We start from the raw sequence: 26,654 nt of genomic DNA on the forward strand, positions 1-26,654 counted from the left end.
GAATAACTTCATAATGTAATATGCCAAATGAAAAAAAGCGTATGGCAGAATTCGCATAGCGGAAAACAGCCGATTAGAGTCCTAAAGCATAATTTAACGACAAGACTTGTTAATAGAAACAAAGAGTATATAGAATCACTTCAGTCTAGTTCAATTCTGGACGAAAAGATACAATACCATGATCAAAACTTACCGTTAAATAATAGGCAAGGCCCTTTTATCTATGAAAATGGTTTAATAAACATCCACGAAACATTCTTATCCTATATTTGGATTAACTGTTATTATTTTGTTGTACTGCATGAAGAAAAATATGCGCTTCCAAATCTTATTGATAAGGGAGAGATGGAAGGCAGGCCATATAGCGATGAGCTTTTAAGTGATGCAGAGGACCTGTTCAGTTATGGACTCACTTTGATAAAAGGATTCGCAGATTGGGATAAGGAAAAATTGCCTAACCCTGAATATTTTGATGAGGAGAGTCCGCAGGGCAATTATATTCTGCTGGTAAATGATTTATTTGTTGAAGTATTGAATTTTATTCTTTATCATGAAACTGCTCATGCTGAATTTCAGCATATAAAAAAAATCAAAGAAGGAAAACTCTCTAATGAAGAAATTAAGGATTTGGAAATTGAAGCCGATTCACGGGCAATCCAATTAATAATAAAGAATTCTACCAGCAGGCAAAAAGCCGAAATTGCGATTGCTATGGGGCTAGCCTCAATGCTGTTTGTAAAAAATTCCTTAAAAGGAGGAAGTACCCATCCTGATTTAGACCAGCGGATAGAAAATGCTATTGAAATTCTGCAGCCTTCTGCTGATAGTGAAATATGGACAACATTGTGCTTGTTTATTAAGACTTGGGATAGACAATATGGCTTAGGATTAATTGAAAATAGAACCTGTACAACCATCAAGGATATTTTCTATGATTTACTGGAACAGGCCAAAAAATAGGATAAATTTTCGTAATTAAGTGAATTAGAAAAATGACGAAATCAGATAAAGAGATTGCAGATTACCTCGGTAAAAACGGCCAAATTTTCTGCGAGGAATTACACGATCGAAGCCATCATTTTTTTCGGACTCTTCCCCACAGCTATTTTGCAATTGCCTGTGCAATTTCATTAAGCTGGACCGGACATGCAAAATATGATGATGATTTTATTTTTTATGCGTCAGCATATATTGATGCGGCAATAGCAAAAGATCCCAAAATTGCGAAATTATACAGTCTCAGGTTTGGAGAAGAAGGATTGGATACTGCGCTTACAAATTTTAGAATTTATCTAAACAGGGTAAAGAACTTAATGCCGGATTTCAATGTTTGTTCAATCCAAGATATCAATGTTCTGCAGCAACGACTTCTAAATAAATTAACTGTGTTTAGAGATAATGGAGAAGTTATTGGGATAGGTTCATGGCTTTTTTTAGGTGCTTTTAAAATTATTTTGGAAGATCAGAAGCGGTTTTGGCAAAATGATGGAATCGATGCTATTGTCATGCCGACCGGATTGGAGGTAGATAGAGGCATTGTACGTTTAAAAAACGAGGGCTATTCCTTTATGAAGGATTTCGACCTGCATTGGCTGGAAGAAAATAAGGGAACACTTTCCGATAATTACGCTACGTGCATTATGGTTCATTCACATATTGTGAAAATTGCGAAAATCAGCGGAACTACAGCTTTACAAATTAATAGTGCTTTGTATAAATACGGAAGAAAGGAATTGTAAAATTAAATTATAAAACTGTTAAAAATGGAACCACTTATCTATTATCCGACTTTTGAGCCTCCAACAGACGCCTGGCTGAAGTTTTCATTATTATATTTCGAAAATTTCAGGCCTATTATTCCCTACAGCCGCCGGGGTCTGGTCAGTGATAATTATGCAAGGATAATTGAAAATACGGATTTAATAAGACCGTACAGCCCTGGAGCGGATGTGGGATATAGAGCCTCGCTGAAAGCTATTGAAGAAGCAGATAAAATCTTTGCCAGCACGCACGAGAGAAGTCTTTTATTCAACAGTGCAAACTTGATCAGAAAATGGCAAAATAGTGCTAATTGGAATTTTAATGTTTACCATGAAAAATTCTCAGACATATGGGCGGATTATTGTGAGCGAAACAATATTGGACGCAGAACCGAGAACGGCATAATGCTGCCTGAGGAGCTGGCGTTTCTATTTATGACCTATCTGGCAAAGGAAATAGCATTTGAGGAATCTGCAGCCATAATTACCGATAATAACAAATACGACAATTTTACCAATTACTCCCGTTCTACAACTCCGAGTTTGAACCATAGAACTAGGTTTGCCAAAGGAATCATCAATCTTCTTATTCCAAAGAATCTAGCAGATGTACCTTTTGAACGACTAATAGAGTTTCGTGAAAAGAATAGGGATTATTTACGGGCATTCAACGCAGAACTACAAAATATCCAAGAGAAAATTGGTGAAGGCTACAGCGAACAAGATTTCATAAATAATTACAACAATATATATTCAGAATTCAGCAGACAGGTACTTTTGACAGGGTTAGGGCTTGCTTCAGTACCTTTTGCCGCCTATATGCTAATCAAAAATCCAGCTGCAACCTCTCCTGAATATGTCAAAGAAATATTAGGCGCTTTAGGAGTTATTATTGGAGGAGGATATGCACTAAACAGAGCACTGCGTGATAACGAGACCGGTAGATACTGTAAAAAATATATGACCAACTTAGAGAGAATAAGGTAGCCAATAATCAGTAAATTGTAGAAGCGATGTATACTATAATTGAAAAAATTTTTAAATAATCTGAGAAATAAAAAGTGTAAATAAAATGATAATAAATAACCTTACCAGACAGAATCATTTGCATCAAGTAAATCAAATTTTTAAGGAGGCCAAAAGTGTCATAATCATAAGTCCATATATCACAAAGAACATAGAACTTATAAATTTCGAAGAGCTGGTTTATCTTCGGAAGGTCACAATTGTAACCACGTTGAAGCCATTTGACAAAGATCAGTACTCAAAAATTTCTTATTTTAAAGAGCTTTATAAGATTTTTAATTTGAAAGGCGTAGAGTTTGAAATCCTAATTGATAATTTCCTGCATGGCAAGATATTCATAGGTGAGAATACTGATGGTTCAGCAAAAGCAATCATAACTTCAGCAAACTTCACAGACAGAGGTCTTAGGATCAACAACGAGTGGGGTATATTAATTGAAGATGCAGTGGAAATACGCAAAGTTAAAAATGGAATAATAGAAAAGATAAAATTCAAGAGTTTTAACGAACAGAAAATTGATGAGTGTTTGGATAAAATTAATGATATTCCAAAACCGAAAGGCGAGATCAATCCAATCAAGCTAAATTTGTCCTTATTGTTTGAAAGCAGGGAAAATTATCTTCAAATAGAGACGAATGCAACATTTTGGCTAAAACCTATTGGCGTGTCACATGATACAATTCCCCTATCTGCAAAATTTGATGAGGTGGACAGCAATCTGCATTTTTCAAAGGTAAAACCAAGGGGAGTAAGGAGAGGGGATATCCTTATCTGTTATGCTGTTGGACATCTAAATATTCTTTCGGTATACAGGGTCAACTCTGAACTTAAGAATACAGGAAATGAAAACGACAGATGGCCGTATTATTTTGTCGGTGAGAATCTAACGCCTAATTATGGCAGAGAATGGGCAAAACAGCATATAACTATTACCAATCAGAAGAATTTCTTTTTGCAAAATACTGCATTAAACATAACGCCAACTGGGAAAAACAGTTTCGGCAGTTTAATGCGAGGGGCCGATAAATTAAAATTGACTAATGAATTCGGGAATTTTTTAATGGATAAAATATTAAAAATAGATTCGGATTTAGAAAAGTTATAGAATATTAGATCATTAAACATTGGAACCTCGTTTTAAAAACTTTTATAGAAAAGCAAAGTTTGACTGTGAATATTTTGCTTTACTATTATGGAATGTTTTCTTCCTTCCTTAATTCTTCTATAAAATATTTTGGGGTTATCCCTGTAAAGCTTACAAAAGCCTTAACAAAGCGCCGGGTGGTGGAGAATCCTGCTTCCAGAGCCAGCGATTCATGCGTGTAGTTCTGGAGGATCTTCTCATTGCGTATCCTCTTGGCGATGTAATCTATCTTAAGGGAATTGATATACTGGTTGAACTTTTGGTTTCTGTGGCGCATAATAATAATTGACAGGTATCTGGTGTTGGTATTGAAATGGCCCGCCAGTTTGGTGAGATCAAGGTCTTTTTCCAGAAATTTCCTGCCAGCCTCAAATTTTTTCAGGGACTGCAGCACCGCCTGCTCGACATCGCTGCTTATCGCAAAATCGAGCTCGTCGGTTTTCTCGGACTTGGCTCTGGCTTCGTTCTCAATTTTCTGCAGCAGCTCCTCATATTTTTTTCGCGATTCGCTTCTGCTTTTGAAGAACCATATTATCCCTAACAATAAAAGCAGAAAAAGTATGCTTATAACCGATATGGATATGCGGTCGTTATTTTTCTGGCTGTTAACGGATTGCCTTAGGATCTTCTGTTCCCTCAAAAGATCCTGGGTTTCATATTCCTTTCTGATTTTTCCCTGAAGATAGGCATAGGTCACATGAAGCTTCTTATCCACTGCCAGCAGGCGTTCCACGTAGTGCAGCTGCGCCTCAATCATCTTCCTGTCCCTGTAATAGGAGATCATATATTCATAAGCCTGCCTCAAATCAGGCCTCATATATTCATGCTGTGAAAACCCCTGATCCACTTTTTTAAAGTAATGCATTGCTTTTTCTTTTTCATTGAGGCCCCAATAGCATCTGCCGATATAAAAACTGCTTACCATTTCATTTGAAAAATCATTATTGTCCCGTATCGCGGGCAGGGAGGCCTGCAATTTCTGCAGCGCCGTATCGTAGTTGTGGATCATGCATTGGTTTATCCCTTCCGACTGGACAAAGTAATGCTGCATGTCCAGGTTTCCGGTTCTTTTTCCCTCTGCAATTCCGAGCCTGTTGATTTCGGTGCTCATGCCGTGGTTTCCGACCATTTTGTAGCAGGCTCCAAGCGAATGCAGGGAATTCAGGTAAGCCCTGGCATCATTATCCTTAAAATACGCTATGCACTGGTTAAACAGCGAGATGGCTTCATGGTAATATCCGAGATAGAATTTAATCTGGGCAATCTGGTATTTGGTCTTATGGATGAGGTAGCCGTCGTCTGTTTTGGATATGTACTGGTCTGCGATCAGATAGCTGTCCATTGCTTTTCTAAGACGCTTCTGCCCATAGTAGGCCACTCCTCTTGACAGGTAGGCTGAACCGATGATTGAATTGTCATTTGATTTTTTGGCTGCCATGACCATGCTGTCTGCATAGATGAGCTTCTGCGCTGCAGGAGCATAATGCACATAATTTTTATAGGCATTTGAAAGCTCTTCCCAATTTTTCTCCAATTGTGCCTTATTCAAAAAAGCCTTAAGATAGATTTCCCTTACTGCGATGCTCTGTTCCTGTTTATCAATACAATCAAAGAGATAATCAAAATCCCTATTTCTCAAGGAGTCGGGAATTTTGGCAATAGTTTTTTGTGCGTTTGCAATATAACAGAGGCACAAAGAGATCACCAGTAAATATCTTACCATAGATTAAATTTAAGAGGTTTGTTAGGAATGGAACTGGATTCCGCCAAACATATCCTGAGAGGTCTATTGTTTTGAATATCAAATGCTAACTGACCCAAATATAGTTATAAAAAAGGAAATATGATGAAATTTAGGGTTAAAAAAGGTATGTCGATTTTCAGAAAAAAGACAGTTGCATTACAGTAAAGCGCTATATAAGTGTTTGTATGTGATGATTTTAGCCGATAGATTTGCCATTGAATTCAAAGCAAATCTACTGGAGGCACTCCAGAGAATAGTTCTGCTTCCCCCGGGTGAAAAATGAACTGAACAAAATCAGTAACATTTAACACATCAAAGATGAAACAAATCAAACTATGGCTGGCAATACTGCCTTTTGCTGTTATTGCCTGCTCCGATGAAACTACAGAGGGAAAAATTGAAAACACAAATACCTCAAAGGCCTCTAAAGAGGAAACCACTGGCCCCTCAAATCCCGAGAATCCGTATGATGCTGCGGGAAACTTTTACAGCAAAATCCTCGACATTCTGGATACGGACGGTCTGGAACTGAATTCAGTGGAACATGCCGCGGCAATGATAGACTCCATAGCCGATACCTATCCCGAGCTCGATGGAATGACAAATGACGCGGTACTGCACCAAAGGATTCATCAGCTCACCTCCATAGTTGGCAGTGAGGCAACGATGGATGACATTCTTCTGTCCTCCATACTCGGTCAAAAAGCCAGAACCAGCCTGATGCAGCTGGAAAGCCTGCTCACGCTGCATGCCGATGATCCTTATCAGACTTTCTATGCCCAGATTGTTTCCTACGAACAGGATGTGCAGGCAAATTCTTCGCTCAGCGCAGCTGACAAACAAATGCTTCTGACAACATCCTCTGTTGTCCGCTATTCCACTGAAAGGAAAAGAAAGGACAAGGATTGGGAAACGTCCGTGACAAGGATCGCCCAGACAGTTTTCGCATCCGAGCAGAACGTTGTCTTAGGACTTAAAATGGCGGCCGCCGTGGGAATATGTCAAAAGCACGGCGTCTTGGAGTGATCCTGCACATCCTTTCGGAACGTTATAAGAAATCTGCGGGAATCTTCACCTGCGTCATTCTTATAGCACTGAATCTGGCTAGCCTCTATCTTGTGGTAGATCTTATGAGCTATGACGAGATAGTGGGCTATGTAAACGGCGGCGAGATCAAGTATTCGGGAATACGGCACTTTATTTATGTCCTTCTAGCCATACTGGTCAATATACTATTTATCTTTTTTGTGACATGCGGCTGGCTTGCACGAAAAAAAGCCGGTCCCTGAAAGATTAGCTCTTCACGTAAAATTACATGCAAATACAATCAATATTTTGAATACACTAACAGACAGTCTTTGGTGGGATGAGCTTAAGGTGGTTTATCTTTATGATATCGCATCAGCCAAAGCGCTTTCCAAATTTTTGGTTCCGGGCTGGATTACCCTTTTAGCGGTGGTGTCGGGTTCCATCAAGTTCGCAGAATCTTCCTCCAGTGCGGAAATATGTGCCGGCGATATCTATGCTGTTCCGGGCAGCGCCGAGGTCGATTCCCTCTCCGGGCTTCACCGCATATGGCTGGTGTCCTGTACTGCGGAATTTGCCGTTTCCAGCAGGATAGTAAGGTTCGGTGCGGGCTATATGGAAATTTTTGCCCGACAGCAATCTCCCGTTCTTGCAGTTAACGGGAAGGAACTGCGGCATGTCGTATCGCTTCTGCGGCTGCTGAAGAAAAAGATCGGCTGCAGGCATGCAGTCTTCAAGGACGAAATGGTATTGCTGTACTTCAATATGATAGTTTACGAGTACATCGACCTGCGCTATAAGTACGGCAAAAACAGGGCAATCCTACACTACCGGAATGATAAGATCGTAATGGATTTTATCGGCCTGGTGCAGCAGAATTCGCCCAGGCACCATAATGTGAAATTTTATGCCGATTGTCTATTTGTCAGCAGCGGCCACCTGGGCAAAGCCGTAAAAGCAGTTTTGGGGATTTCCGCCAAACGCTTTATAGAAATGGCCGTACTGTCGGAGGCCTATCTGCTTCTGGCCGATACGCAGCTTTCCGTTTCCGAGCTTGCCGAACAGCTCAACTTTGACAGCCCTGCGGCGTTCAGCGGTTTTTTCAAGAAGAATACCAGGCTTTCACCAACCCAGTACCGTCTGAGCCTCAAGTTTTAATACGTCACCTATTCGATTATGCTAATAAATTCACCTAACCGTACTATCTTTTACCAGCAGGTTTATTTTTGAGAACGGCGTAATGACTGCTTCTGCTGCCAAACCAATAACGGCAGGCAGTGCACTTTTTTGCTGCGCCCGGAATTTTTGTAAAAGATATTACATTAAATCCTTCGAGTATGAATTCACTGCATTCCATTATTTCCCAAATCAGCATTAAAGAAGACAAATTATCCTGCCAGACCGCCCATCTCATTGATGAGGCCCATCAGATGACGCTCTATCTGAAGGAGGTGCTTCAAACTGTACGGCAGCATGTGCTTGAAAAGGGATTCGAGGACGAAGCGGAGGAAATAGACTTTTTCAGGAACATCAAACCCCTGATTCTGGGCAAACTGATGTTCTATAATAAAGTTTTCCGCATTGAGACCATCTGTCCGGTCAAGGAAGGGCAGGTCCATCAGAAATTTTTCATGAGCCATCTCCAGCAGCTCAAAGCCCAGTTCAAGGAATGCATCTTCAGCACACACTTCTACCGCTACTACAAGTCGGGGAGAAATGACCGGGATGATGAATATTTTTTGCGAGGAAAGATCAATTACAGCGATGGACTGAACAGCTATGTTTTCGAGATCGACCACAGGTTCTCGACCTATTATGACAATAAGATTGCGAGGATCATCGCCAATGAGCTTATCTATAATTATCTTACCACGAAGATAAATCCAGAAGTATCTACGGATTCTTTTGCGGGAGGGACGGAATTTTCCAAAGAAATTTTCTGGACGGATTCCAAAAACGCGCTAATTGAACTTATCTATGCGCTTTATGCCTCTGGAGTTGTATCGCACGGAAAGATCGGAATACGCAGGATAACCCTTGTTTTTCAGCTGCTTTTCCGCATTCCGCTGGGCGATGTGCATCATTCATTCCACAGGATGAAAGACAGGGCTGGAACGAGGACTTCTTTTCTGGACCACCTTAAGACGTCCCTGGAGCAGTACATGGACAAAGAGCTTTAAACAGCTGCGGATTAACGGCCTAAAAGTTTTCCTTTTTTACCCATAAGAGCCAATTGGCAGGGACTGGCATCCCAATTTTTTGAAGGCCCCATTTGACCGCGTGCGGACAAATGGGGCTGATTTATTGCGGCACTACATAAAAAAAAATGAATCTGCCAATGGGCACGACTTGGCAGGTATTGATCTGCGTATTATACAATTTTGCGGTGTGCAACTCAAAATTACTGGATTATGAATGTGGAGAGATTGGAATTCATGGCCTGGATGGAACGCATTATGGAGCGGTTCGACATCCTGGGCGAGATGGTCAGCGAAAGCAGGAGGAAAAATATGGACATAGACGGGGAGGAGCTGCTTGACAACCAGGATGTCCTGCAGATGCTGAAAATAAGTTCTCGCTCCCTTCAGCGCTACAGGTCCTCGGGAAGGCTCTGCTATTATTCAATCAGCGGCAAGATCTATTACAAGCTTTCGGACGTTCAGCAATTCATAAGGGACAGTTTTTCCGCACATACCGCCAGGAAGAAGCCGATTGGAGACTAAGGCGGACAGCAGGCGTCAGCAGTAACATTTGCGCGGGCGCGGGCATTACTTTCGATTATTAACCAAAAAAACAAAGTCATGAGTGAACAATCCGCTGAAAAAGCGAAATGGCCGGAGGAACTCTCGGACATCCTGCTTGTGTTTGATAAAGAAAAAAAGAAAATCCAGGCAGTCAAAAGCATCGATGAAAATGGAAAAATGCAGACCGTAGACCCCACAGATAAAAACCAAAACCAATTTATGAGAGTGGACAGGAACGGCGATTTCTTCTCCAATTTCTTTTCCAATTTTCTGAGCCAGCTGAAAAATCCCACCAACTTTTCATTTTTCAAGGTTCCCTTTGCCATTGGCGTTGATACGGCAAAGGAAATGCAGCAGCATGCAGACAATCCGACGCCGCAGGGAGAACTGCTCATGCAGCAGCATGAAATTAAAGCGAGTGAACCTGCACAGGACAATAAAGAGAATAATCCAATAAATAAAAATCATATGGAAGCAACACAGACAAATGCCGAGACGAGCGAATACCGCTACAAGCCGGAACAGATCGACTGGGAGACCATGAACCATCTTGGGCTCAGCAAGGAAAAACTTGAGAAACTGAACCTTCTGGAGCCCATGCTCAAAGGCTACAAAACAAACGAGCTCGTGCCCATAAGCCTAAATCTTGGGACTGCCGTCACAAGGCTGGATGCCAGATTGTCCCTTAAAATGAACGAGGAGGGAGAGGTTGTGGTCGCCATACACGGCATCCGAAAAGGGCCCAACCTGAACTATCCCTTCTTCGGCCATGAGTTCAGCAGGGAGGACAAGGACAACCTGCTGAAAACGGGAAACATGGGACGCGTGGTCAATCTGACCAATCCGAAGACCGACGAGGTTCTTCCTTCGGTGATCAGCGTGGACAGGCTGACCAATGAAGTAGTGGCTTTTCGGGCCGATTACATCAAAATACCCGATGAAATAAAAGGGGTAAAACTGAGCGAAGATCAAAAGCAGACCCTATTGGAAGGAAAACCGCTGCCATTGGAAGGGATGATTTCGAAAAAAGGGGAACCGTTCGACGCCACGGTGCAGTTCAACGCGGACAAGCGTTTCGTGGAATTTCTCTTCGACAGAAACAATAGCAGCAGACAGGTTCAGGGCAATGGAGAGAACCAGACTGGGGAAGCACCAAAAATCTTCAGGGGAAAAGAACTTGACGAGCAGCAGCACCAGAAGCTGCAGGACGGCCAGACCGTATACATCAGCGGTCTTATAGACAAGAAAGGCAGGGAGTATAACGGATACATCACTTTCAACAAGGAGAGCGGCAGGACCGAGTTTTCATTCGACAACCCGTTAAAAATGAAGGAACAGGCGAAGCCTGCTGAGGAAAACAAAGTACAGACGGCGGTGAATTCAGAGGGTAAAACCAATGAGGCGACCAAAAAGCTGCAGGAACCTTTAAGATCCGGCCAGTCGGGTCCAAATACGCAGAAACAGCAGGAAGAGCAGCAGGCTGAAACCAAGTCAAAAGGACGCAAAATGTAAAGCGCCATGAAAGCTGTTATTGCAGAGAAACCAAGTACTGCAAGGGAGATAGCCGTACTGCTGGGAGCCACCGAAAAAAAGGATGGCTACCTGGCAGGAAACGGCTATTTTGTTACTTGGGCTTTAGGACATCTGGTGGGCCTGGGCCTGCCGGAGGAATACGGCATCAGGGGCTTTGAGAATGGGGCCCTCCCGATAATTCCAGATCCCTTTCTACTAACTGTTCGGAAACAAAAAAATGAAAATGGCTACGCCGCTGATGCAGGTGCTGTGAAACAGCTGCAAGTTATCAAATATGTTATTGGTCAGAGCGACTTGATCATAGCGGCCACCGACGCAGGCCGTGAGGGTGAGCTGATTTTCCGCTATATCTATGAATACCTTGAATGCGGCAAACCTTTTGTCCGCCTATGGATCAGCAGTCTTACCGAGAAAGCCATCAGGAAAGGGCTGGAGAATCTGAGGCCTGGCTCTGATCTTGACGGATTGTACCTTGCGGCACAGGCTCGAAGCAGGGCTGACTGGCTTGTAGGGATCAATGCCTCTCGGGCCTTGAGCGCTGCCCAGGGTAACCGGGCTTATTCCCTTGGAAGGGTTCAGACGCCGACACTGGCGCTCGTATGCCTGCGCTATTTGGAAAATAAAGCCTTCACCGAAGAGCCATACTGGCAGCTCCAGCTGTCGCACAGCAAGGATTTTACACTTTTCACAAGCATCAGCCAAAAGAGATGGGACGATAAAAGGCAGGCATCGGAAGCGCTCAGGTCCATTGAAAGAAATGCGGCGACAGCCTGGGTATCGTCCGTGGAGGTCAAAAAATCTATAGAGCATCCCCCTCTGCTTTTCGATCTCACTGGACTGCAGAAGCAGGCCAGCACGGACCTGAACCTCTCGGCCGTTGAAACGCTGAACATTGCACAGAGCCTTTATGAAAAGCAGTTCATCACCTATCCGCGAACGGGGAGCAGAAATATTACCGAAGATCTTTGGGAAGAGATACCCCGCCTTATAAAAGCATTGGGGCAGCGCGAAAATTGCAGGGAGGCGATATCGGCTTTGAAACTGGGACGCCTGAACAAAAGGATCGTCAGCGAAGCGGGCGTAACCGACCACCACGGTTTGCTGCCTACCGAAAGAATCCCATCGGCGCTACCTGCAAAGGAGACGTCTGTCTACAATCTTATTGCCGGAAGGCTGCTTGAAGCAGTATCCGAGCCGTGCATTAAGGAGATTACCATGATAAATCTGCAGGTGCTGCATTTTGATTTTATCCTAGCTGGCAGCAGGATCATCGAATCCGGCTGGCGGGGTGTACAAGGCCGCTTTTTTGGCAGCGGGGAGCCCGGACAGGAACTCCCTGAAATCAAGAAAGGCGATGAGCTTAAAATCAAAAAGTGCGCAGTCGTTGAGAAGACAAGCAGCCCGCCGTCAATTTACACCGAAGCCGGACTTTTATCCGCTATGGAGAACGCAGGAAAAAAGGCAGACAGTCTCGAAGACCGCAGGGAACTGCAGAGCATCGGTCTGGGAACGCCCGCGACAAGGGCAGCGGTTATTGAAACACTGTTTGACCGCAAGTATATCCAAAGACAAGGAAAATCATTGATTCCAACCGAGAAGGGACTTATGGTGTATGAGCTGGTGAAGGATAAAAGGATTGCCGATGCGGCGATGACGGCCCAATGGGAAACCGAATTGCGGAAGATTGAAAACAAAGAGGCAGACGCGGCGGCATTCCAAAAGCAGATGGAATCCTATGCCGAATGCATAACAAAGGAACTGCTTGAAGTTTCCGTTCCGCAGATTACGGCGCCGGAACTCTGCTGTCCCAAGTGCAGGACAGGAAGGATGATTGTAAGCGAAACTGCCGTCAAATGCCCGGAAAAGGACTGCAGGTGGATCCAGTTCCGGAATGTGTGCGGCGTAAAGATCAGTCCGGCTGATATCGAAATCCTGCTTCGTACGGGGAGAACCCCGCTAATAAAGGGAATGAAAAGCAGAGCAGGAAAATCATTTGATGCGTATATCGTGATGAATGGCAAGGCTGAGACTTCATTTGAATTTGCAAAAAAGTAAAGCCCGATCGGAAATCATTTATGATCAGAAGCGCAAAAAAAATGTCTGGCTTATTAAAGAAACCAATACTGCATGAAGATGAATTTTGAAAAACTAAGCTTAAGGATACAGCAGACCAGCGATTATTTAAGGACCAATGCCGTCAAGGCGGTGAATATGCATATCACCTTGAGAAACTGGCTTACGGGCTTTTATATTGTCGAGTTCGAGCAGCACGGAAGCGACCGGGCGGAGTACGGCGTGAAGCTGCTTGAAAACCTTGCCAAAAGGATCTCCGTGAAAGGATTGACCGCGCCGGAGCTCTCCCGATGCAGGCAGTTCTATCAAAGGTATCCGCAGATCCATGCACTTTTAGAAAAAGACCTTAAGAGTTTTCTTCCTGATGTATTTTTTGAGGATTTTATTATTGAAAATCATAGTTTGTCAATTCTTGGGTCGGCAACCCAAGAATTTTACGGGTCTTTTCAAGAGGGTGGCCAATCCCACTTATACGGCTTGTTCCAGTCTGTCTCCTACAGCCATTTTACCGAGCTGATCAAGATTGGCGACAGCTCCAAAAGACGATTCTACGAGCTTCTTATCCTCGAAACGCAGCCCACTGTAAAAGAACTCAAGAGACAGATCGACAGCCTTACCTATGAAAGAATAGGACTTTCGCAGAACCATCAGCACTCCTTTGCAGAGGTGCTCAGAAGCATTGCCCCGCAGGATATCCAGGACATGGTCAAGTCGCACTATTTTTTTGAATTCCTAAATCTGGCACAGCCCAAACTGATTGAGGAAAACGAGCTGGAATCTGCTTTAATAGAACATCTGCAGCAGTTTATGCTCGAACTGGGAAACGGGTTCTGCTATGAGGCGCGGCAGAAAAGGCTGCTCATCGGCGGCGAATATTATTTTGTCGATCTGGTTTTTTACCATCGGATACTGAAGTGCCATGTCCTTGTGGAACTGAAGACTGAAAATGCAAAACATGAACATATAGGCCAGCTTAAAGCCTACCTGAGTTTCTACAGCAAGAACATTAGGGCAGGCAGCGACAATCCGCCCGTTGGAATCCTTCTTGTGACCAGCCAGAATAAGACGCTGGTGGAATATGCGATTGGGGATAGCGATCTTGAAATATTTGTGAGCCAATATCAGCTGCAGCTTCCTGACAAAGCAGAATTAAGAGCTTTTATAGAGAAGGAATTAAGGAAGGAAAAGTAAATAAAGCAGGTAATAACCCAGTCGAAAGATTTTTGGAAATTTTCGCCGTTAATTTTATAGGCTCTAAAAAAGAAAAGAGGATAATGTTTTCATTTATCCTCTTTTTTGTTCTCCTTAACCACGAGATGCTGCAGGTCAGGGTCTTTGGCAATACGGTCCAGCTCATCCTCAATAATCACGATTATATCCTTTTTGATCTGCCTATAGTTGGCGTGAATTTCCAGTTTCATATTATCGCGTCCCTCTGCGTCCATAAAAGCCATGATCTCAGGAATGGGCTGATAGCCTTTCTCTTGACGGTCAACATCCTGTCTGTCCACCACGATTTCCGCATGAAAGATTTTCTGCTCGATGCGCTGGTCGAAATTATCCGATACCGCACCAACGAAAATCCCCTGGGTCAGTGTTGAGATTTTGGATGCCGGAATAAGGCTGTCGAGCTGCGTGGAAATGGACGTGGAGGTATCGCTTCGGTTGATTGATATGCTCTGTCTTTTCTGCAGCACCTTGCCGAACCGCTCCGAAAGGCTCTTTGCCGTTTCCCCGACAACCTGCCCGCTGAAGATATTGCCGACGGTATTCTGGATCACCTTGCTTTCCTTGTCCCCGTAATCACGGTTCAGCTGAGAGAAATCCTGAAAACCCAAACAAACTGCCACCTTGTTGCTTCGGGCTGTCGCAATTAGATTGTCCAGCCCCCTGAAATAGATGGTCGGAAGCTCATCTATTATCACAGAGCTTTTCAGCTGCCCTTTTTTGTTGATCAGCTTTACGATTCGGGAATTGTATAATCCGAGAGCAGCGGAATAGATATTCTGGCGGTCGGGATTATTGCCCACGCATAATATCTTGGGCTCCCTGGGATTGTTGATATCCAGCGAGAAGTCATCACCGGTCATCACCCAATACAGGCTTGGAGAAATCATCCTTGACAGCGGAATTTTTGCGGAAGCTATCTGTCCCTGAAGCTGATCCTGGGCTCCTCCTTTCCATGCATCCATAAAGGGGGAAAGGTAGTTTTCCAGTTCCGGATAAGATGTAAGAATCGTAAAGACATCGGCGTATTTTTTATTTAACAGTTCGATTGCATGGGGAAAGGTGCAGTATCTTCCATTTTCATAGATCTTAAGAAACCAGATGATTGCAGCGAGAAGTATTATGGGGCTCTCCACAAAAAAGTCTCCCTGCTTCTGTATCCAGCTTCGGTTCAAGTTGAGCATAATGGTATAGGCCGCCTCGTAGGCGTCCGAGATGTCCGTCATAAAAGCAGGATTCAGAGGATTGCAGCGGTGGCTTTTTCTAGGATCGTCAAAGTTGATGATGTAGAATTTTGGTCTGGCAGGATACTTATCATGATGATGCAGCAAATGATTGTAGGCAATGGTGGAAAGGTCGTCAAACTTGAAATCGTAGATATACATTGCAAAACCTTTCTCTATCTGCTGCTTGATGTAGCTGTTGATTATGGCATAGGATTTTCCTGATCCCGGAGTACCCAGCACAATGGTGGCGCGGAAGGGGTTTACGATGTTGATCCAGCCGCGGTTCCATTTGTTTTTATAGTAAAAGCTGGTTGGGAGATTAACTGAATATTCGTTTTCAAGCAGCCTTGTTTCCTGCTGAAAACTTTCGTTTTCATTGTTAAACACATCTTCCATAAGTCTGGTTCGAAGAATTCGGCTGATCCATACCCCTGCCACCATCAAAGCGGCATAGCCTATTGCAGAAGAAAGCATGTACAAAAATAACGAAATCTCCAGCAGGAACCAGTTCAAGAAAAACAATACCAATCCAAGACCTAAAACCGGATAAATTTTATTCCAAGTGATCTTTTCGTTTTTGACACCCTTGCTTCCCAGACAGCTGAGGAAAAGCAGGAGCAGGGCAAACAGCTTAGTGTACAGAACATTCGTGAACAGTCCGGCAGTGCGGTCAAAACCGCGCAAAATAGTATTTATTGTTTCCAGTGTCCATCCTCTTGCAAGAAAGAATTGGTAACAGTACCAGTAAAAATGCATCATTAAAACGAGTATGCTAACCGCACGCATGAATGCCATAATTTTGGCAAGTCCCCTTAAATCATCTTCTCCCTGCATAATTGTAATTATTAAACTGTTGCTTTTAAGATATATGTTTTTAATCCTATGGATTATCACAATGTAATGCGTGGCCATAAAAGGCTTTGTCTGGCACGGATATCATGTCTATTTACGGCGTTTGGTTCTTTTCCTGTTTTTCCTTACAAACTGCAGCTCTTCAAAATTTTCGTCTTGCATAGTGGGCAGAAGAGTCCCCAGTTCCATTACCAATCTCTCATTGTGCTCTAAGTTTCCATTTAGGAAATCAAAGAAATGATGCTGCTCTTGGGTAAATGAGTCCATATTTTGTTGATCAGAAAATTTTGTTTGTGGCAGCGCTGAATTTTTGATATTTTTTTTATTACCATCTGTCCAATGTTCGTTTAAGCTGTTCGCAGACAATTCCTTTGCAAGGCGGGAGCCATTCCACACACTTTTTGAGTGATGGTCGACAAAAGTTGCTCCGTAAATACGCCCATTGACATTTCTCCGTAATACTGCATTGATGCCAATCTCGGCAAGCAGTTTTTTAAAGGACTGCTCGTCGTGGGAGGAAAGCAAGGCCTTTGAAACTGAACTCTGCAATTGCTTTCTGACAGGGCTGTCTTTCATTTCCAACCTGCTTTTAGAAAAATGCCGATTCAAGGCTTCCAGACCAGCTTTTGTTCCCAGCCTGGATGCTTTTAGAGGTCGGCCAGCTTTTTCGCCAATTTCGTTCAATGGGAAATACAGAAGGCCGCTACGCATTCTTCCCTGTAATTCTCCCTCGATCTTATCGCAGGTAATTTTGAAAAGGGAAAGCAATGCATTGTATTCCCCCAAGGACTGAAAACTGTATATATCAGGCAGATGCCGAAGTACCGCAGTGATCTGGTTTTTCAGGTCGTCTGCCGCGTAATGTACCGGACGCATGATTTTCTCATTCTCAATGTGCTTGCAATCTGTTGCTGGTCTAAGTCCGTAGTCTGACTCCAAATCACGGCAGATTTTCATGGAACGCATCTTTTCAAACTTGTCCGAGATTTTTTTCCCCTGCTCATCCACACAGACCGTTACGATATGAATGTGCCGCCGCTCTATATCGGTATGCTTGAAGACCACGTAGGGCTGTTCTGAAAAGCCCATTTCGCGCATATACCGCTCTGCCATCTTCCTGAATTTTTCATCGGAAACATCATCCTTAGGATCCGGATTCAGCGAAATGTGAAGCGTGTGCTTTTCCGTTCTGCGGTTTGCCGCCAGATAGGGAGCGAATGACTGTGCCAGTTGCGCAACGGAATACTTTGCGTCAGCAGTCTCGATCATCTTGTTTGAATATAGAATCTTGCCTTTCTGCTTATCAACCTTCTGCTGATTGTATGCCAATGCTCCATATAAGTTGCTGCCCCTGCCGATTTTTGCAATCATTTTTTTTGGAATTTTTCTTCAAAGTCTTGTATCAGCTGGATGATTTTTTGGCATAAGGATGCCATTTCAGCAGTCTGTTTTTCCAGTTTATAGAGATATGCAGCTGCCTTTTTCTCCGAAAAATGTCTGTACAGCAGTTTCACAAGCTGGTTGTAGTTCACTCCGATGGAACGGAATTGTCCGTAAAAATTGGTCAGACGCATGTAAAAGTCAACGGTTCCCTTGTCGATCCTTATCGTCCTGAGCTCTTTTTCGAAGAGTCTGGCAATAATAAATTTTGCCTTATTGTCAATTCCAGAGGCTTCAAAAAGTGATAGCAGTTTTGCGTTCTCCCTGTCTGTAAGCCGAAAAACATGCCGATGTATACTCGGTTCCGCTTTCGGTGTTCGCCCCGGTTTTTTGCGTCCTTCATATTTTTCCCCATCCATATTATTTCATTTTTAGCGTAATTTAAAACCCTGACTTCGGAAGGGTTTTCCAGCCCCCGGCAGGGCAAGTTGTTTTGAGGCACCATTCGAATTTCGAGTGCCTCAAAACACAACTTGCCGTGTTCTGGTGAACACAGAAAAATCCGCCCTGCGGGACGGCTTTGATGTAGGAGGGAGGAACAGGTTTTGACTGTTCGTCTCTGTCTCCCAGATTTAGATTTGATTTGGGTTATTGTCTGATATTCAAGATAATACAAAGTAACAGACTCTTTAGCGCATCAATACATTCAGTGGTTACAGCAAACTGCGACAATGAAAGACAATGCATTCCCTAATCACATATCAAGGTTGATATCCTTGTTTCTTTGCCCTTACATAGCAGTGTACAGATGTAGGTATGTTGTTATGTGCTTAGAAAGAGGGATTTATAAGTACCTGTACAGGTAGACTTTGCTATGTGCAGGCTTCAGCGAGTGTAAGTATATATAACTCTCTGTTTGCAGGCGATTGTATACAGATATAGGGTTTTAGGTATAAAATTATTTATGACAGGAGCTCTGTAAGCAGATAATTGTTGTCGCATATAAATGCTCGAATCTGTACGAACTGCTGTAGATATGTACGTACTCATCTGCACACATACGTCTGGAAATAATTGCATTACAGCACATTTTTTTTTAATCATTTAAACGAAGAATAATATGGAATCGGAAAACAAAACAAAATTTATTGCTTTTTCCTCCCAGAAAGGAGGTGTAGGCAAATCTACTTTTACTGCCCTTGTAGCAAGTGAACTGCATTACCGTCAGGGTTATAATGTGGCAGTATTTGATGCGGATTTCCCGCAGTACAGCCTTGTGAAAATGAAGAATCGCGATTTGGGAATGGTGATGGAAAACGAGTTTCTCAAAAAAACCGCATTCAGGCAGTTTACGGCGATAAACAAAAAAGCGTATCCCATTATGGAACATAAGGCGGAAGGTGTCGTGCAGGACGCAATCGAGTTTTTGGATTCTTCAGACCTTCGGTTTGATTTTATTTTTTTTGATCTTCCTGGAACAGTAAATACTCCGGGAATTTTAAAGGCACTTGCAGGGATGCATCATATTTTTACCCCTATAACCGCTGATCGTGTTGTAATGGAGAGTTCGCTGGTATTTACCCAGCTCATGAATGATGTTATAATGAAGAAAGGAAGCACGTCGATTAAAAGCATAAATCTGTTTTGGAATCAGGTAGACGGCCGTGAACGATCTCCTCTTTACGACTTGTACAGTAAGCTTATCGGTGAACTGGGATTAAAAGTTATGCGCACGCAGGTCATGAACAGCACCAGGTTCCGAAAGGAAAGCGAAGCTGCGGCCAAGACGGTTTTCCGTTCCACTTTGCTGCCTGCGGACGAGCGGCTGATGAAAGCCTGCCGAATGGACCAGTTCATTGCAGAATTTTTGGAAGTAGTAAATTCTTAAGACCATGGGAAAAGAAAACATCGACAGGGACACTAATGAAATCAATGAAGAATTGATGATGAGCCTTATGGCTGATGGGGTTAAGAAAGATGGAATACGGCTGGAGGATCATAAGATTGGAGAGGCAATCGCCCCGACAGAAAAGCCAAGCCCGATTGAGCGCGGGAAGAAAAAAAAGCATCTGGAAGATTATGAGGCTATCTTTTTCAAAAGACCGGAGACCAATGCCCGAAACGGCAAAACTGTCTACATACGTCCTGATTTTCATGAGAAGCTGACGCGCATCGTACAGGTGATTGGTGAGGACAAAATCACTATATACGGATATTTGGACAATCTGCTTGAATACCATTTTCAGGAATTCGGCGGTCAGATCATTGCAAGTTTTAATGAGAAGTATAAACCAATAATGTAGTATGGAAACATTAATCGTAATATGCCTGCTGATAATCATAGTACTGCTTGTGCATGATAAATTTCCAGCAAGAGTATCGAATCCAGGAAAAAAAACGGGATATATAAAAAGCAGTGCAAAAGTGCCCAATATAATCGGACGGCCCAAGGGTTTCAAAAGCCTTTTAGCGCCACAGGATGCCAATGACTGGCATCTCAAGGCAGCTGGAGATGAAGTGCATAATTTTGATGCAGAAATCAGTAGGGAACAACACCTAACAGATTGGCAGGATGAACTCGATGATGCAAATGAATATCTGCCTGATTTTGAGCAGGAGGAGGAAGAGTGGAACAATTTTGGAATTTCCAATGGTAATAGCGGTTTTACCCAAGGGGTTACCTTCGAAGAATTAAGCTCAGTGGGGATGATGCTGCAGGCGGAAGACCTGGAGCTATCCCAAAAGGAAACAGCAGCAGCGTTGATTCAGAAAATACAAGGAACCGAATTATTTAACCTACTGGAGAATTCGATGGAAGGAGCTTCCCGGAAAATGGCAGAGCTGTTGGACGGGAAGCTTTCTTCTTTAAATCTAAATCAATATGCACCAGACAGAAAAAATGATCTTAATGATTTCGACATTAGGGAGTTTGCGTAAGCCAGACTCCCTATTTTTATTATTAAAGGAATTGTTTTGGTTGACGCCTCAGAATATAGAAAAATCAATATCTTTACAGCACGTACGAAAATCAGTTGAAAAAACAATTGTCAGAATGGAATTGGCAAAGAACTGAAAAGATAAAAATTTAATAGTACCAATACAGTTAAGCAAACAGTATAAATAATAACCAGAAAAGGTTTTATTTTATATTTTTTCCAAATAGAGAAAACTAAATAAAAATTAATATTTCCTTTGATGTCTAATAAAACTACAAAATTACCTTTTAAGGTTTCGGCAAGAACTGCAAAATTGATTGGCTTAGAAAATTTCTCAACGGAAGAGGGTGCTGTAATTGAATTAGTTAAAAATACTTATGACGCGGATGCAAGCAAGTGCATCTTAATTTTTGACTTGAAAATTAGAAAAGAGAAATTCATAGATGCAGAAGGTCTAGAAAGCATAATAGAGAAGTTTGATAAGGAAGGCAGTTCGATTTATATCATCGACAATGGAATTGGTATGAATGATTTGATCATTCAGAACCAATGGATGACAATCGGTACTGATAACAAACTGTATGAACATACGACGAAGGGAAATAGAGTTAAAACAGGCGCTAAAGGGATTGGTCGTTTTGCTTTAAATAGGTTGGGAATGCTAACCAATATGACATCGTTGCCTACAATGCTGGAGGTTTTAACGGATGATGACAGCTCCGCTGAAATAGATTCGAATGCTGTTATCAGTACTAAGCTCATACCAAACAGTGAAAGTATAGGTTTTGAATGGACAGTCGATTGGAAGGATTTTGACAAGGTAGGAGCGACTGTGTCGGATGTAGAAGCAGTTCTGTTAGAAAAAGAAGACCTAGCGCTGCAGAGAGAACTTGTTGACAGGTTTAAAGATTACTCTAAACTTGTAAAGATTTTAGAAGCGGTAAATTTCAAATCTGGTACTGTGATTGAAATCACTGAGTTAAATGACGAATGGAATGATGAGAAACTCGTTAAATTATTCGGCAATCTCGAGATGCTCCTTCCGCCAGAAGAGCAGAATGATTTTGGAATTGAATTTTTTGTTCTAAATAATCCGGAAGAATACGGTACAGTAAAAAGAGCCTATTATGATGATTTTGATTATAAAATAAAAGCGTCTTACAATGAAAACGACGATAAAATCTTAAAAGTTGATATAATTCGAAATGAACTTGATATTGATGCGTTAGAAAACAGATATTCCAAGCTCTTTGAGATGGAAATGATGAAAGAGTCTCCATTTAAACTTGAAGATTTTAAAAGCGAAAAAATACAGCTAAATATACCTATTGCGAATTTGACTCATAAGGTTGATCAAAATCTACTTGATAAGATTGGTAAATTTGATTTTACTTTTTATTTTCTAAAGCTTACAGTTGCAGATGATAAGGTGGATGGTGACTTAAAAAAGTACCCGTACAAAAGCATTAACAGTGCAGAAAGAAGATCATGGCTAAAAAAGTTCGGAGGAATTAAAATATTCAGAGATGATTTTAGAATAAGGCCATACGGCGAAAACGGCGATGACTGGTTACGATTAGGTGAAAGGCAAGCTCAAAGTCCCGGCGGTGCAGGTCAGAGGTTAGGAGGATATAGAATCAGGCCGAACCAAATAGCAGGAACAATTAAAATTTCAAGGCTGCATAACACAAGTTTTCAAGATAAATCCGGTCGTGAGGGCTTAATTGAAAATGACGAATTTGACTTGTTTAAAAATATACTTAGGGAAATTATATCCTTATTTGAAAGAGATCGTAATATCATCATGTATAATCTTTCAGAGTTGTATAAAATAAGCAATAGAGAAGCTGAAAAATTAAGGAAAGCCAAGGAGCAGGCCGAAGCAATAAGAAAACAGAAGGACGAACGGAAGGAAAATGTAGGGGCAGAAGATCAGGGAAGAGAAAATGAGGGAAGAGAAAATGAAGGGCAGTCCTCAAATGAAAACAAAGGCTATTCTGAGTCGGAGGAAGATATGGCTGACGCTATACTGATTCTGGAGAAGGAGAATGAGAAAAAAGATGAAGAACTGAGGTTGTTGCGAAGTCTTGCAAGCGTTGGCCTTATTATTTCATCTTTTGCACATGAAGTAAGGAGTTTAAGGGCAAGATTAATCCCAAGAACTAAGTATCTAGTTGATGAGCTTAAGAACCATTTGGATTATAAACAATTGGAGGAGAGTCTTGATAAAGACGATAATCCTTTTTATATGATTGATTTAATGCGTGATGAAGACGTTAAGTTGAAACATTGGCTGGATTATTCTTTGAGTACTTTAAAAATTGATAAACGTGAAAGAAAAAATTTAAATTTTTCTGAATATTTTGAAAGTTTTAAAGCCAATTGGAGTAAAGCTCTTGAACAGCGGAACATTACACTTCATTTAATTAAACTGGACGATAGTGATCATGTGATCAGGGCTTTTGAGGTAAATATGGATTCGATTTTTAATAACTTATTGTCTAATTCAATTAATGCACATTATGGATACAATAGGGAAAAGAAGAAGATTGAAATTACATGCCAGAAGAAAGGCACTGATATTGAAATCATCTTTTCCGATAATGGCAAAGGTTTAGATACAAAATACAGAGATAATCCGGAAGAAATTTTTAATCTGAATGAGTCGTCTAAAACGGATAATAAAGGCACCAAAATTGGTACGGGATTAGGTCTTTACATAGTTAAAACAATAATAGAAGAATATAATAATTCATCAATATCAATCATAAAGATGGACGATGGATTATCCTTTAAAATAATTTTCAAAACAAGAGCATGAAATATAAAGTTGCCTATATTGACGAAGATAAAGGTTGGATAAATACCTTTTACCAGACTTTCAAAAATGATTTTGATATATTGAGAATCGAAGTAAATCCTCAATCTTCGGTCGAAGAAATTCTTAAGCTTTTGCTTTCAAGCGATCTCAACGCCATCGTAACCGATTATTTGCTGGAAGAAAATGCAGAAGTGCCTTTTAACGGTAACAAAATAGTTGAAGAAATTAAGAGATTAAAACCTCATTTTCCTTTGGTAATGCTGACTTCCTATCCTACTCAGGCTATAGGGCAGACAGACGATGTTCATATTATCTATAATAAAAATATCCTGTCTGTGGAGAATGACCGTGAAAGAGAAGAGCTGGAAGTTTTCAGAACAAAAATCCATTCAAATATATCTAATTATTATAAGAAAATTGAGGATACAAATTCAAAAATTGAACATCTTATAGAAAAGAGAAATAATAATGGATTAGAGATTCAAGAAGAAGAAGAACTTACTAAACTGTACATCCTTTTCGATGAGCTAAATCCTGACGGAAAAGACCTGCCGGCAAACTTAATCCATAGAGATTCAATTACGAAACTAAGTGAATTTGTGAGTGAAACTAAAGAAATTTTGGAAGAACTTAAAAAACTAAATCAAAAATAGATGATCGAATTTCGAAAAGATTCACCAAAAAGAAGAGACATCAAAACTGCTGTCGCTAAATATTCCGATCATAGGGAAGAGCTTAAAAAAGATTACAACTCTCGCTGCGGATATTGTAACGATATTGATATATGGAGAACTGTGTGGTTTGAAATAGACCATTTTGTTCCTCAAAAATTTCTGAAAACAATTAAAGATACTGATTATTCCAATCTCGTTTATGCATGCAGAGCCTGTAATAATTCTAAAAGGGCACATTGGCCTACAGGTGACGAATTAATTCATAATATGAATGACGAGGGATTTATCGATCCGTGTGATGATGAATATGTAAAACAGTTTAGCAGATTTGCTAATGGAAGAATTATATATCAAACACAGTTAGGCAAATGGATGTATTTTAAATTAAAACTTCATAAGCCTCAACATGAAATAATCTGGCAGATCCAGGAGTTGGATGCCTTAATTGTAGAATGCGAAAAACTTTTAGCGACCATTGATAACCAAATTTTAACAGACAAATTATTAAATCTATACCGTGAATACCATCGGTATACAAAAAAGTTAGGAAGTATTTAAATGAAAGACGCAACTAGGTTTTTAAGTCTGAAATGTCCCGCAAATCCTTGGTTTGTGGACAGGCTTATTATTTCTGCATTTTTAGCTGTAAATAACATTGATGTAGAAAATAATCATTTTATATTAACATACAGAATCGAAGAGGATGATTTTCAGGAATTTAATATTTTAAACGATTTTATAACTATATTAAACAATGAAATACGGACATTTGATATTGAGGCTTTAATTGAACTTTTTGAGTTTGTTATATCTCCTTCCGACAGAATTGTAAATGGGGCAATCTATACTCCTGTTAATATTCGTGATTATATTGTTGAGCAGTCATTATATGCGAGAGAAGGACAGTTGGAGGAGGTTAAAATCTCGGACATTTCGTGTGGCTGTGGCGGTTTTCTTTACACGGCAGCAAAAGAATTAAAAAGAAGAACAGAAAATAGTTACGAGCATATATTCCAAAATCAGATTTTTGGACTTGATATTCAGGAATACTCGGTGACAAGAAGCAAATTACTGTTAAGCCTTTTAGCATTATCGGAAGGCGAAGACATAGAAGAATTCCATTTTAATATACATCAGGGTGATACTTTGATTTTTGACTGGCAAAATGTGTACCCAAACTTTGAAGGATTTCAAATAATTGTGGGAAATCCACCTTACGTTCGCAGCCGAAACTTGGAAGACGCAGTAAAAGAGAACCTGCAGAATTGGGCCGTATGCGCATCCGGTAACCCCGATCTGTATATTCCATTTTTCCAAATTGGTTTTGAAAGTCTGGCACCCAACGGAATCTTGGGATACATCACAATGAATTCCTTTTTCAAGAGCCTAAACGGCCGTGCGCTGAGATCCTATTTTGAGGAAAATAATGTGGCTGTGAAGATTATTGACTTTGGCACGCTTCAGATATTCCAGTCCAAAAGTACATATACCTGCATATGCTTTCTAGAAAAGACAGGGCAGGAATTTGTGGAATACTATAAGTCCATTGACGGAGAAATGCCGATACTTAGAACAGATTACATTAGAATAAATTATAACTGTCTGAACGCACGGAGTGGATGGAATTTGAACAATAACGAACTTATATCCAAGATAGAAGCGACGGGCAGACCGCTTGGCGAGATCTACAAAACAAGGCACGGAATCGCTACCCTTAAGAATGACCTTTATATATTTAGGCCGGTCGCTGAAGACAATGACTTCTATTATCTGCAGAATGGAAATCTATATCCGATTGAAAAGGGAATCTGCAGGGATATCTTCAATTCCAATAAACTGAGCAGGAGCGTTGATATTGACCTGGCCATTGAAAAGGTTCTGTTTCCATACAGCGATGACGACAGGCCAAAGATAATGGAGGAAGATTTCTTAAGAGAGCAGTTTCCCATGGCTTATAACTATCTGCTAAACAAAAAAAGCATTCTGGCAACGAGGGATAAAGGATTCGGAAAATATGAGAAGTGGTTTGCATTTGGAAGGACCCAGTCCTTGGAAAAAATGGGGAATAAAATGTTTTTCCCTAAGTTTTCGGATAAGATTCCAAGTTATGTGATAAGCAATGACAATGATCTTCTCTTCTACAATGGTCAGGCAATCATAGGCCATTCAGACGAAGAAATGCTGCTTATAAAAAAGATTATGGAATCCAGAATATTCTGGTACTATATCAAAACCACTAGCAAGCCCTACAGCTCAAATTATTATTCATTGAACGGCAACTATATCAAGAACTTTGGCATCCCAGATTTTTCGGAAGACCATATTGATTTCCTGATTAATGAAAAGGATAAACATGTGGTCGATGACTTTCTTGAAGGCTTTTATGATGTACATCTGTGCGATGAACAGATATTGAATTAAGATACTAAGAGAAAAACATATTTTGAAAGCCCTCTTTCCTACGTTTAGGAAAGAGGGCTTTTCTTTT

General features: G+C 41.2%; 22 protein-coding genes. 18 read left to right on the forward strand and 4 right to left on the reverse strand.

The window, feature by feature from the left end; all coding sequences use genetic code 11:
* Positions 1-27 precede the first annotated feature (27 nt).
* The 4 genes from BUC29_RS07450 to BUC29_RS07465 all read left to right on the forward strand — a co-directional run bounded on the left by BUC29_RS07450 (position 28) and on the right by BUC29_RS07465 (position 3,891).
* A complete protein-coding gene (locus BUC29_RS07450; RefSeq protein WP_073414810.1) occupies positions 28-960 on the forward strand; it encodes a phage exclusion protein Lit family protein in 933 nt (310 codons plus the stop codon).
* A gap of 32 nt (positions 961-992) precedes the next feature.
* Positions 993-1,739, forward strand: coding sequence for a hypothetical protein (locus BUC29_RS07455; RefSeq protein WP_073414812.1), 747 nt, complete (start codon positions 993-995; stop codon positions 1,737-1,739).
* 24 nt (positions 1,740-1,763) lie between these two features.
* Entirely contained in the window at positions 1,764-2,747 is a 984-nt protein-coding gene (locus BUC29_RS07460; RefSeq protein ID WP_073414814.1) for a DUF6236 family protein, read from the forward strand.
* Positions 2,748-2,832: 85 nt separating this feature from the next.
* On the forward strand, positions 2,833-3,891 hold the full coding sequence (locus tag BUC29_RS07465; RefSeq protein WP_073414816.1) for a phospholipase D family protein: 1,059 nt from the start codon (positions 2,833-2,835) through the stop codon (positions 3,889-3,891).
* An 85-nt stretch (positions 3,892-3,976) separates the two neighbouring features.
* Here BUC29_RS07465 and BUC29_RS07470 read toward each other — a convergent pair whose 3' ends face one another.
* On the reverse strand, positions 3,977-5,653 hold the full coding sequence (locus BUC29_RS07470) for a helix-turn-helix domain-containing protein (protein ID WP_073414818.1): 1,677 nt from the start codon (positions 5,651-5,653) through the stop codon (positions 3,977-3,979).
* A gap of 339 nt (positions 5,654-5,992) precedes the next feature.
* Here BUC29_RS07470 and BUC29_RS07475 point away from each other — a divergent pair, with 339 nt between their 5' ends.
* From BUC29_RS07475 to BUC29_RS07505, 7 genes are all read left to right on the forward strand, one after another.
* A complete protein-coding gene (locus BUC29_RS07475) occupies positions 5,993-6,700 on the forward strand; it encodes a hypothetical protein (RefSeq protein ID WP_073414820.1) in 708 nt (235 codons plus the stop codon).
* Positions 6,701-7,009: 309 nt separating this feature from the next.
* The gene (locus BUC29_RS07480; protein WP_139260435.1) at positions 7,010-7,858 is read left to right on the forward strand and encodes a helix-turn-helix domain-containing protein; all 849 of its coding nucleotides are present in this window, start codon (positions 7,010-7,012) and stop codon (positions 7,856-7,858) included.
* Positions 7,859-8,037: 179 nt separating this feature from the next.
* The gene (locus BUC29_RS07485; protein ID WP_073414824.1) at positions 8,038-8,880 is read left to right on the forward strand and encodes an RteC domain-containing protein; all 843 of its coding nucleotides are present in this window, start codon (positions 8,038-8,040) and stop codon (positions 8,878-8,880) included.
* A 231-nt stretch (positions 8,881-9,111) separates the two neighbouring features.
* Positions 9,112-9,423 (forward strand): helix-turn-helix domain-containing protein, encoded by a 312-nt coding sequence (locus BUC29_RS07490; RefSeq protein WP_073414826.1) that lies wholly within the window; start codon positions 9,112-9,114, stop codon positions 9,421-9,423.
* Between the two features lie 78 nt (positions 9,424-9,501).
* A complete protein-coding gene (locus BUC29_RS07495; RefSeq protein ID WP_073414828.1) occupies positions 9,502-10,956 on the forward strand; it encodes a DUF3945 domain-containing protein in 1,455 nt (484 codons plus the stop codon).
* 6 nt (positions 10,957-10,962) lie between these two features.
* The gene (locus BUC29_RS07500; protein WP_073414830.1) at positions 10,963-13,032 is read left to right on the forward strand and encodes a type IA DNA topoisomerase; all 2,070 of its coding nucleotides are present in this window, start codon (positions 10,963-10,965) and stop codon (positions 13,030-13,032) included.
* 78 nt (positions 13,033-13,110) lie between these two features.
* Positions 13,111-14,241 (forward strand): PDDEXK nuclease domain-containing protein, encoded by a 1,131-nt coding sequence (locus BUC29_RS07505; RefSeq protein WP_073414955.1) that lies wholly within the window; start codon positions 13,111-13,113, stop codon positions 14,239-14,241.
* Between the two features lie 89 nt (positions 14,242-14,330).
* Here the strand turns inward: BUC29_RS07505 and mobC are convergent, their stop codons facing one another.
* The 3 genes from mobC to mobA all read right to left on the reverse strand — a co-directional run bounded on the left by mobC (position 14,331) and on the right by mobA (position 18,154).
* Positions 14,331-16,337 carry a conjugal transfer protein MobC gene (gene mobC / locus BUC29_RS07510; RefSeq protein WP_073414833.1) on the reverse strand — a complete coding sequence of 669 codons (2,007 nt, stop codon included), beginning with the start codon at positions 16,335-16,337 and terminating at the stop codon, positions 14,331-14,333.
* Positions 16,338-16,445: 108 nt separating this feature from the next.
* The gene (mobB, locus tag BUC29_RS07515) at positions 16,446-17,726 is read right to left on the reverse strand and encodes a conjugal transfer protein MobB (protein ID WP_073414835.1); all 1,281 of its coding nucleotides are present in this window, start codon (positions 17,724-17,726) and stop codon (positions 16,446-16,448) included.
* On the reverse strand, positions 17,723-18,154 hold the full coding sequence (gene mobA, locus BUC29_RS07520) for a conjugal transfer protein MobA (protein WP_073414837.1): 432 nt from the start codon (positions 18,152-18,154) through the stop codon (positions 17,723-17,725). Before mobA ends, mobB begins: the two co-directional genes overlap by 4 nt.
* A 701-nt stretch (positions 18,155-18,855) precedes the next feature.
* Here mobA and BUC29_RS07525 point away from each other — a divergent pair.
* The 7 genes from BUC29_RS07525 (at position 18,856) to BUC29_RS07555 (ending at position 26,587) form a co-directional block, all read left to right on the forward strand.
* A complete protein-coding gene (locus BUC29_RS07525; protein ID WP_073414839.1) occupies positions 18,856-19,623 on the forward strand; it encodes a ParA family protein in 768 nt (255 codons plus the stop codon).
* Positions 19,624-19,627: 4 nt separating this feature from the next.
* Positions 19,628-20,038, forward strand: coding sequence for a DUF3408 domain-containing protein (locus BUC29_RS07530; protein WP_073414842.1), 411 nt, complete (start codon positions 19,628-19,630; stop codon positions 20,036-20,038).
* A 1-nt stretch (position 20,039) separates the two neighbouring features.
* Positions 20,040-20,672: a hypothetical protein gene (locus BUC29_RS07535; protein ID WP_073414844.1), complete on the forward strand. Its 633-nt coding sequence runs from the start codon at positions 20,040-20,042 to the stop codon at positions 20,670-20,672.
* 258 nt (positions 20,673-20,930) lie between these two features.
* The gene (locus BUC29_RS07540; protein WP_073414847.1) at positions 20,931-23,492 is read left to right on the forward strand and encodes a sensor histidine kinase; all 2,562 of its coding nucleotides are present in this window, start codon (positions 20,931-20,933) and stop codon (positions 23,490-23,492) included.
* Positions 23,489-24,145 carry a DNA-binding transcriptional response regulator gene (locus tag BUC29_RS07545; RefSeq protein WP_073414850.1) on the forward strand — a complete coding sequence of 219 codons (657 nt, stop codon included), beginning with the start codon at positions 23,489-23,491 and terminating at the stop codon, positions 24,143-24,145. The genes BUC29_RS07540 and BUC29_RS07545 overlap by 4 nt, the downstream gene beginning before the upstream one ends.
* Positions 24,146-24,724 (forward strand): HNH endonuclease, encoded by a 579-nt coding sequence (locus BUC29_RS07550; RefSeq protein WP_073414852.1) that lies wholly within the window; start codon positions 24,146-24,148, stop codon positions 24,722-24,724.
* Entirely contained in the window at positions 24,725-26,587 is a 1,863-nt protein-coding gene (locus BUC29_RS07555) for an Eco57I restriction-modification methylase domain-containing protein (RefSeq protein WP_073414854.1), read from the forward strand.
* Positions 26,588-26,654 lie beyond the last annotated feature (67 nt).

The sequence above is a fragment of the Flavobacterium defluvii genome (assembly GCF_900129555.1).
GTDB classification, from domain to species: domain Bacteria; phylum Bacteroidota; class Bacteroidia; order Flavobacteriales; family Flavobacteriaceae; genus Flavobacterium; species Flavobacterium defluvii.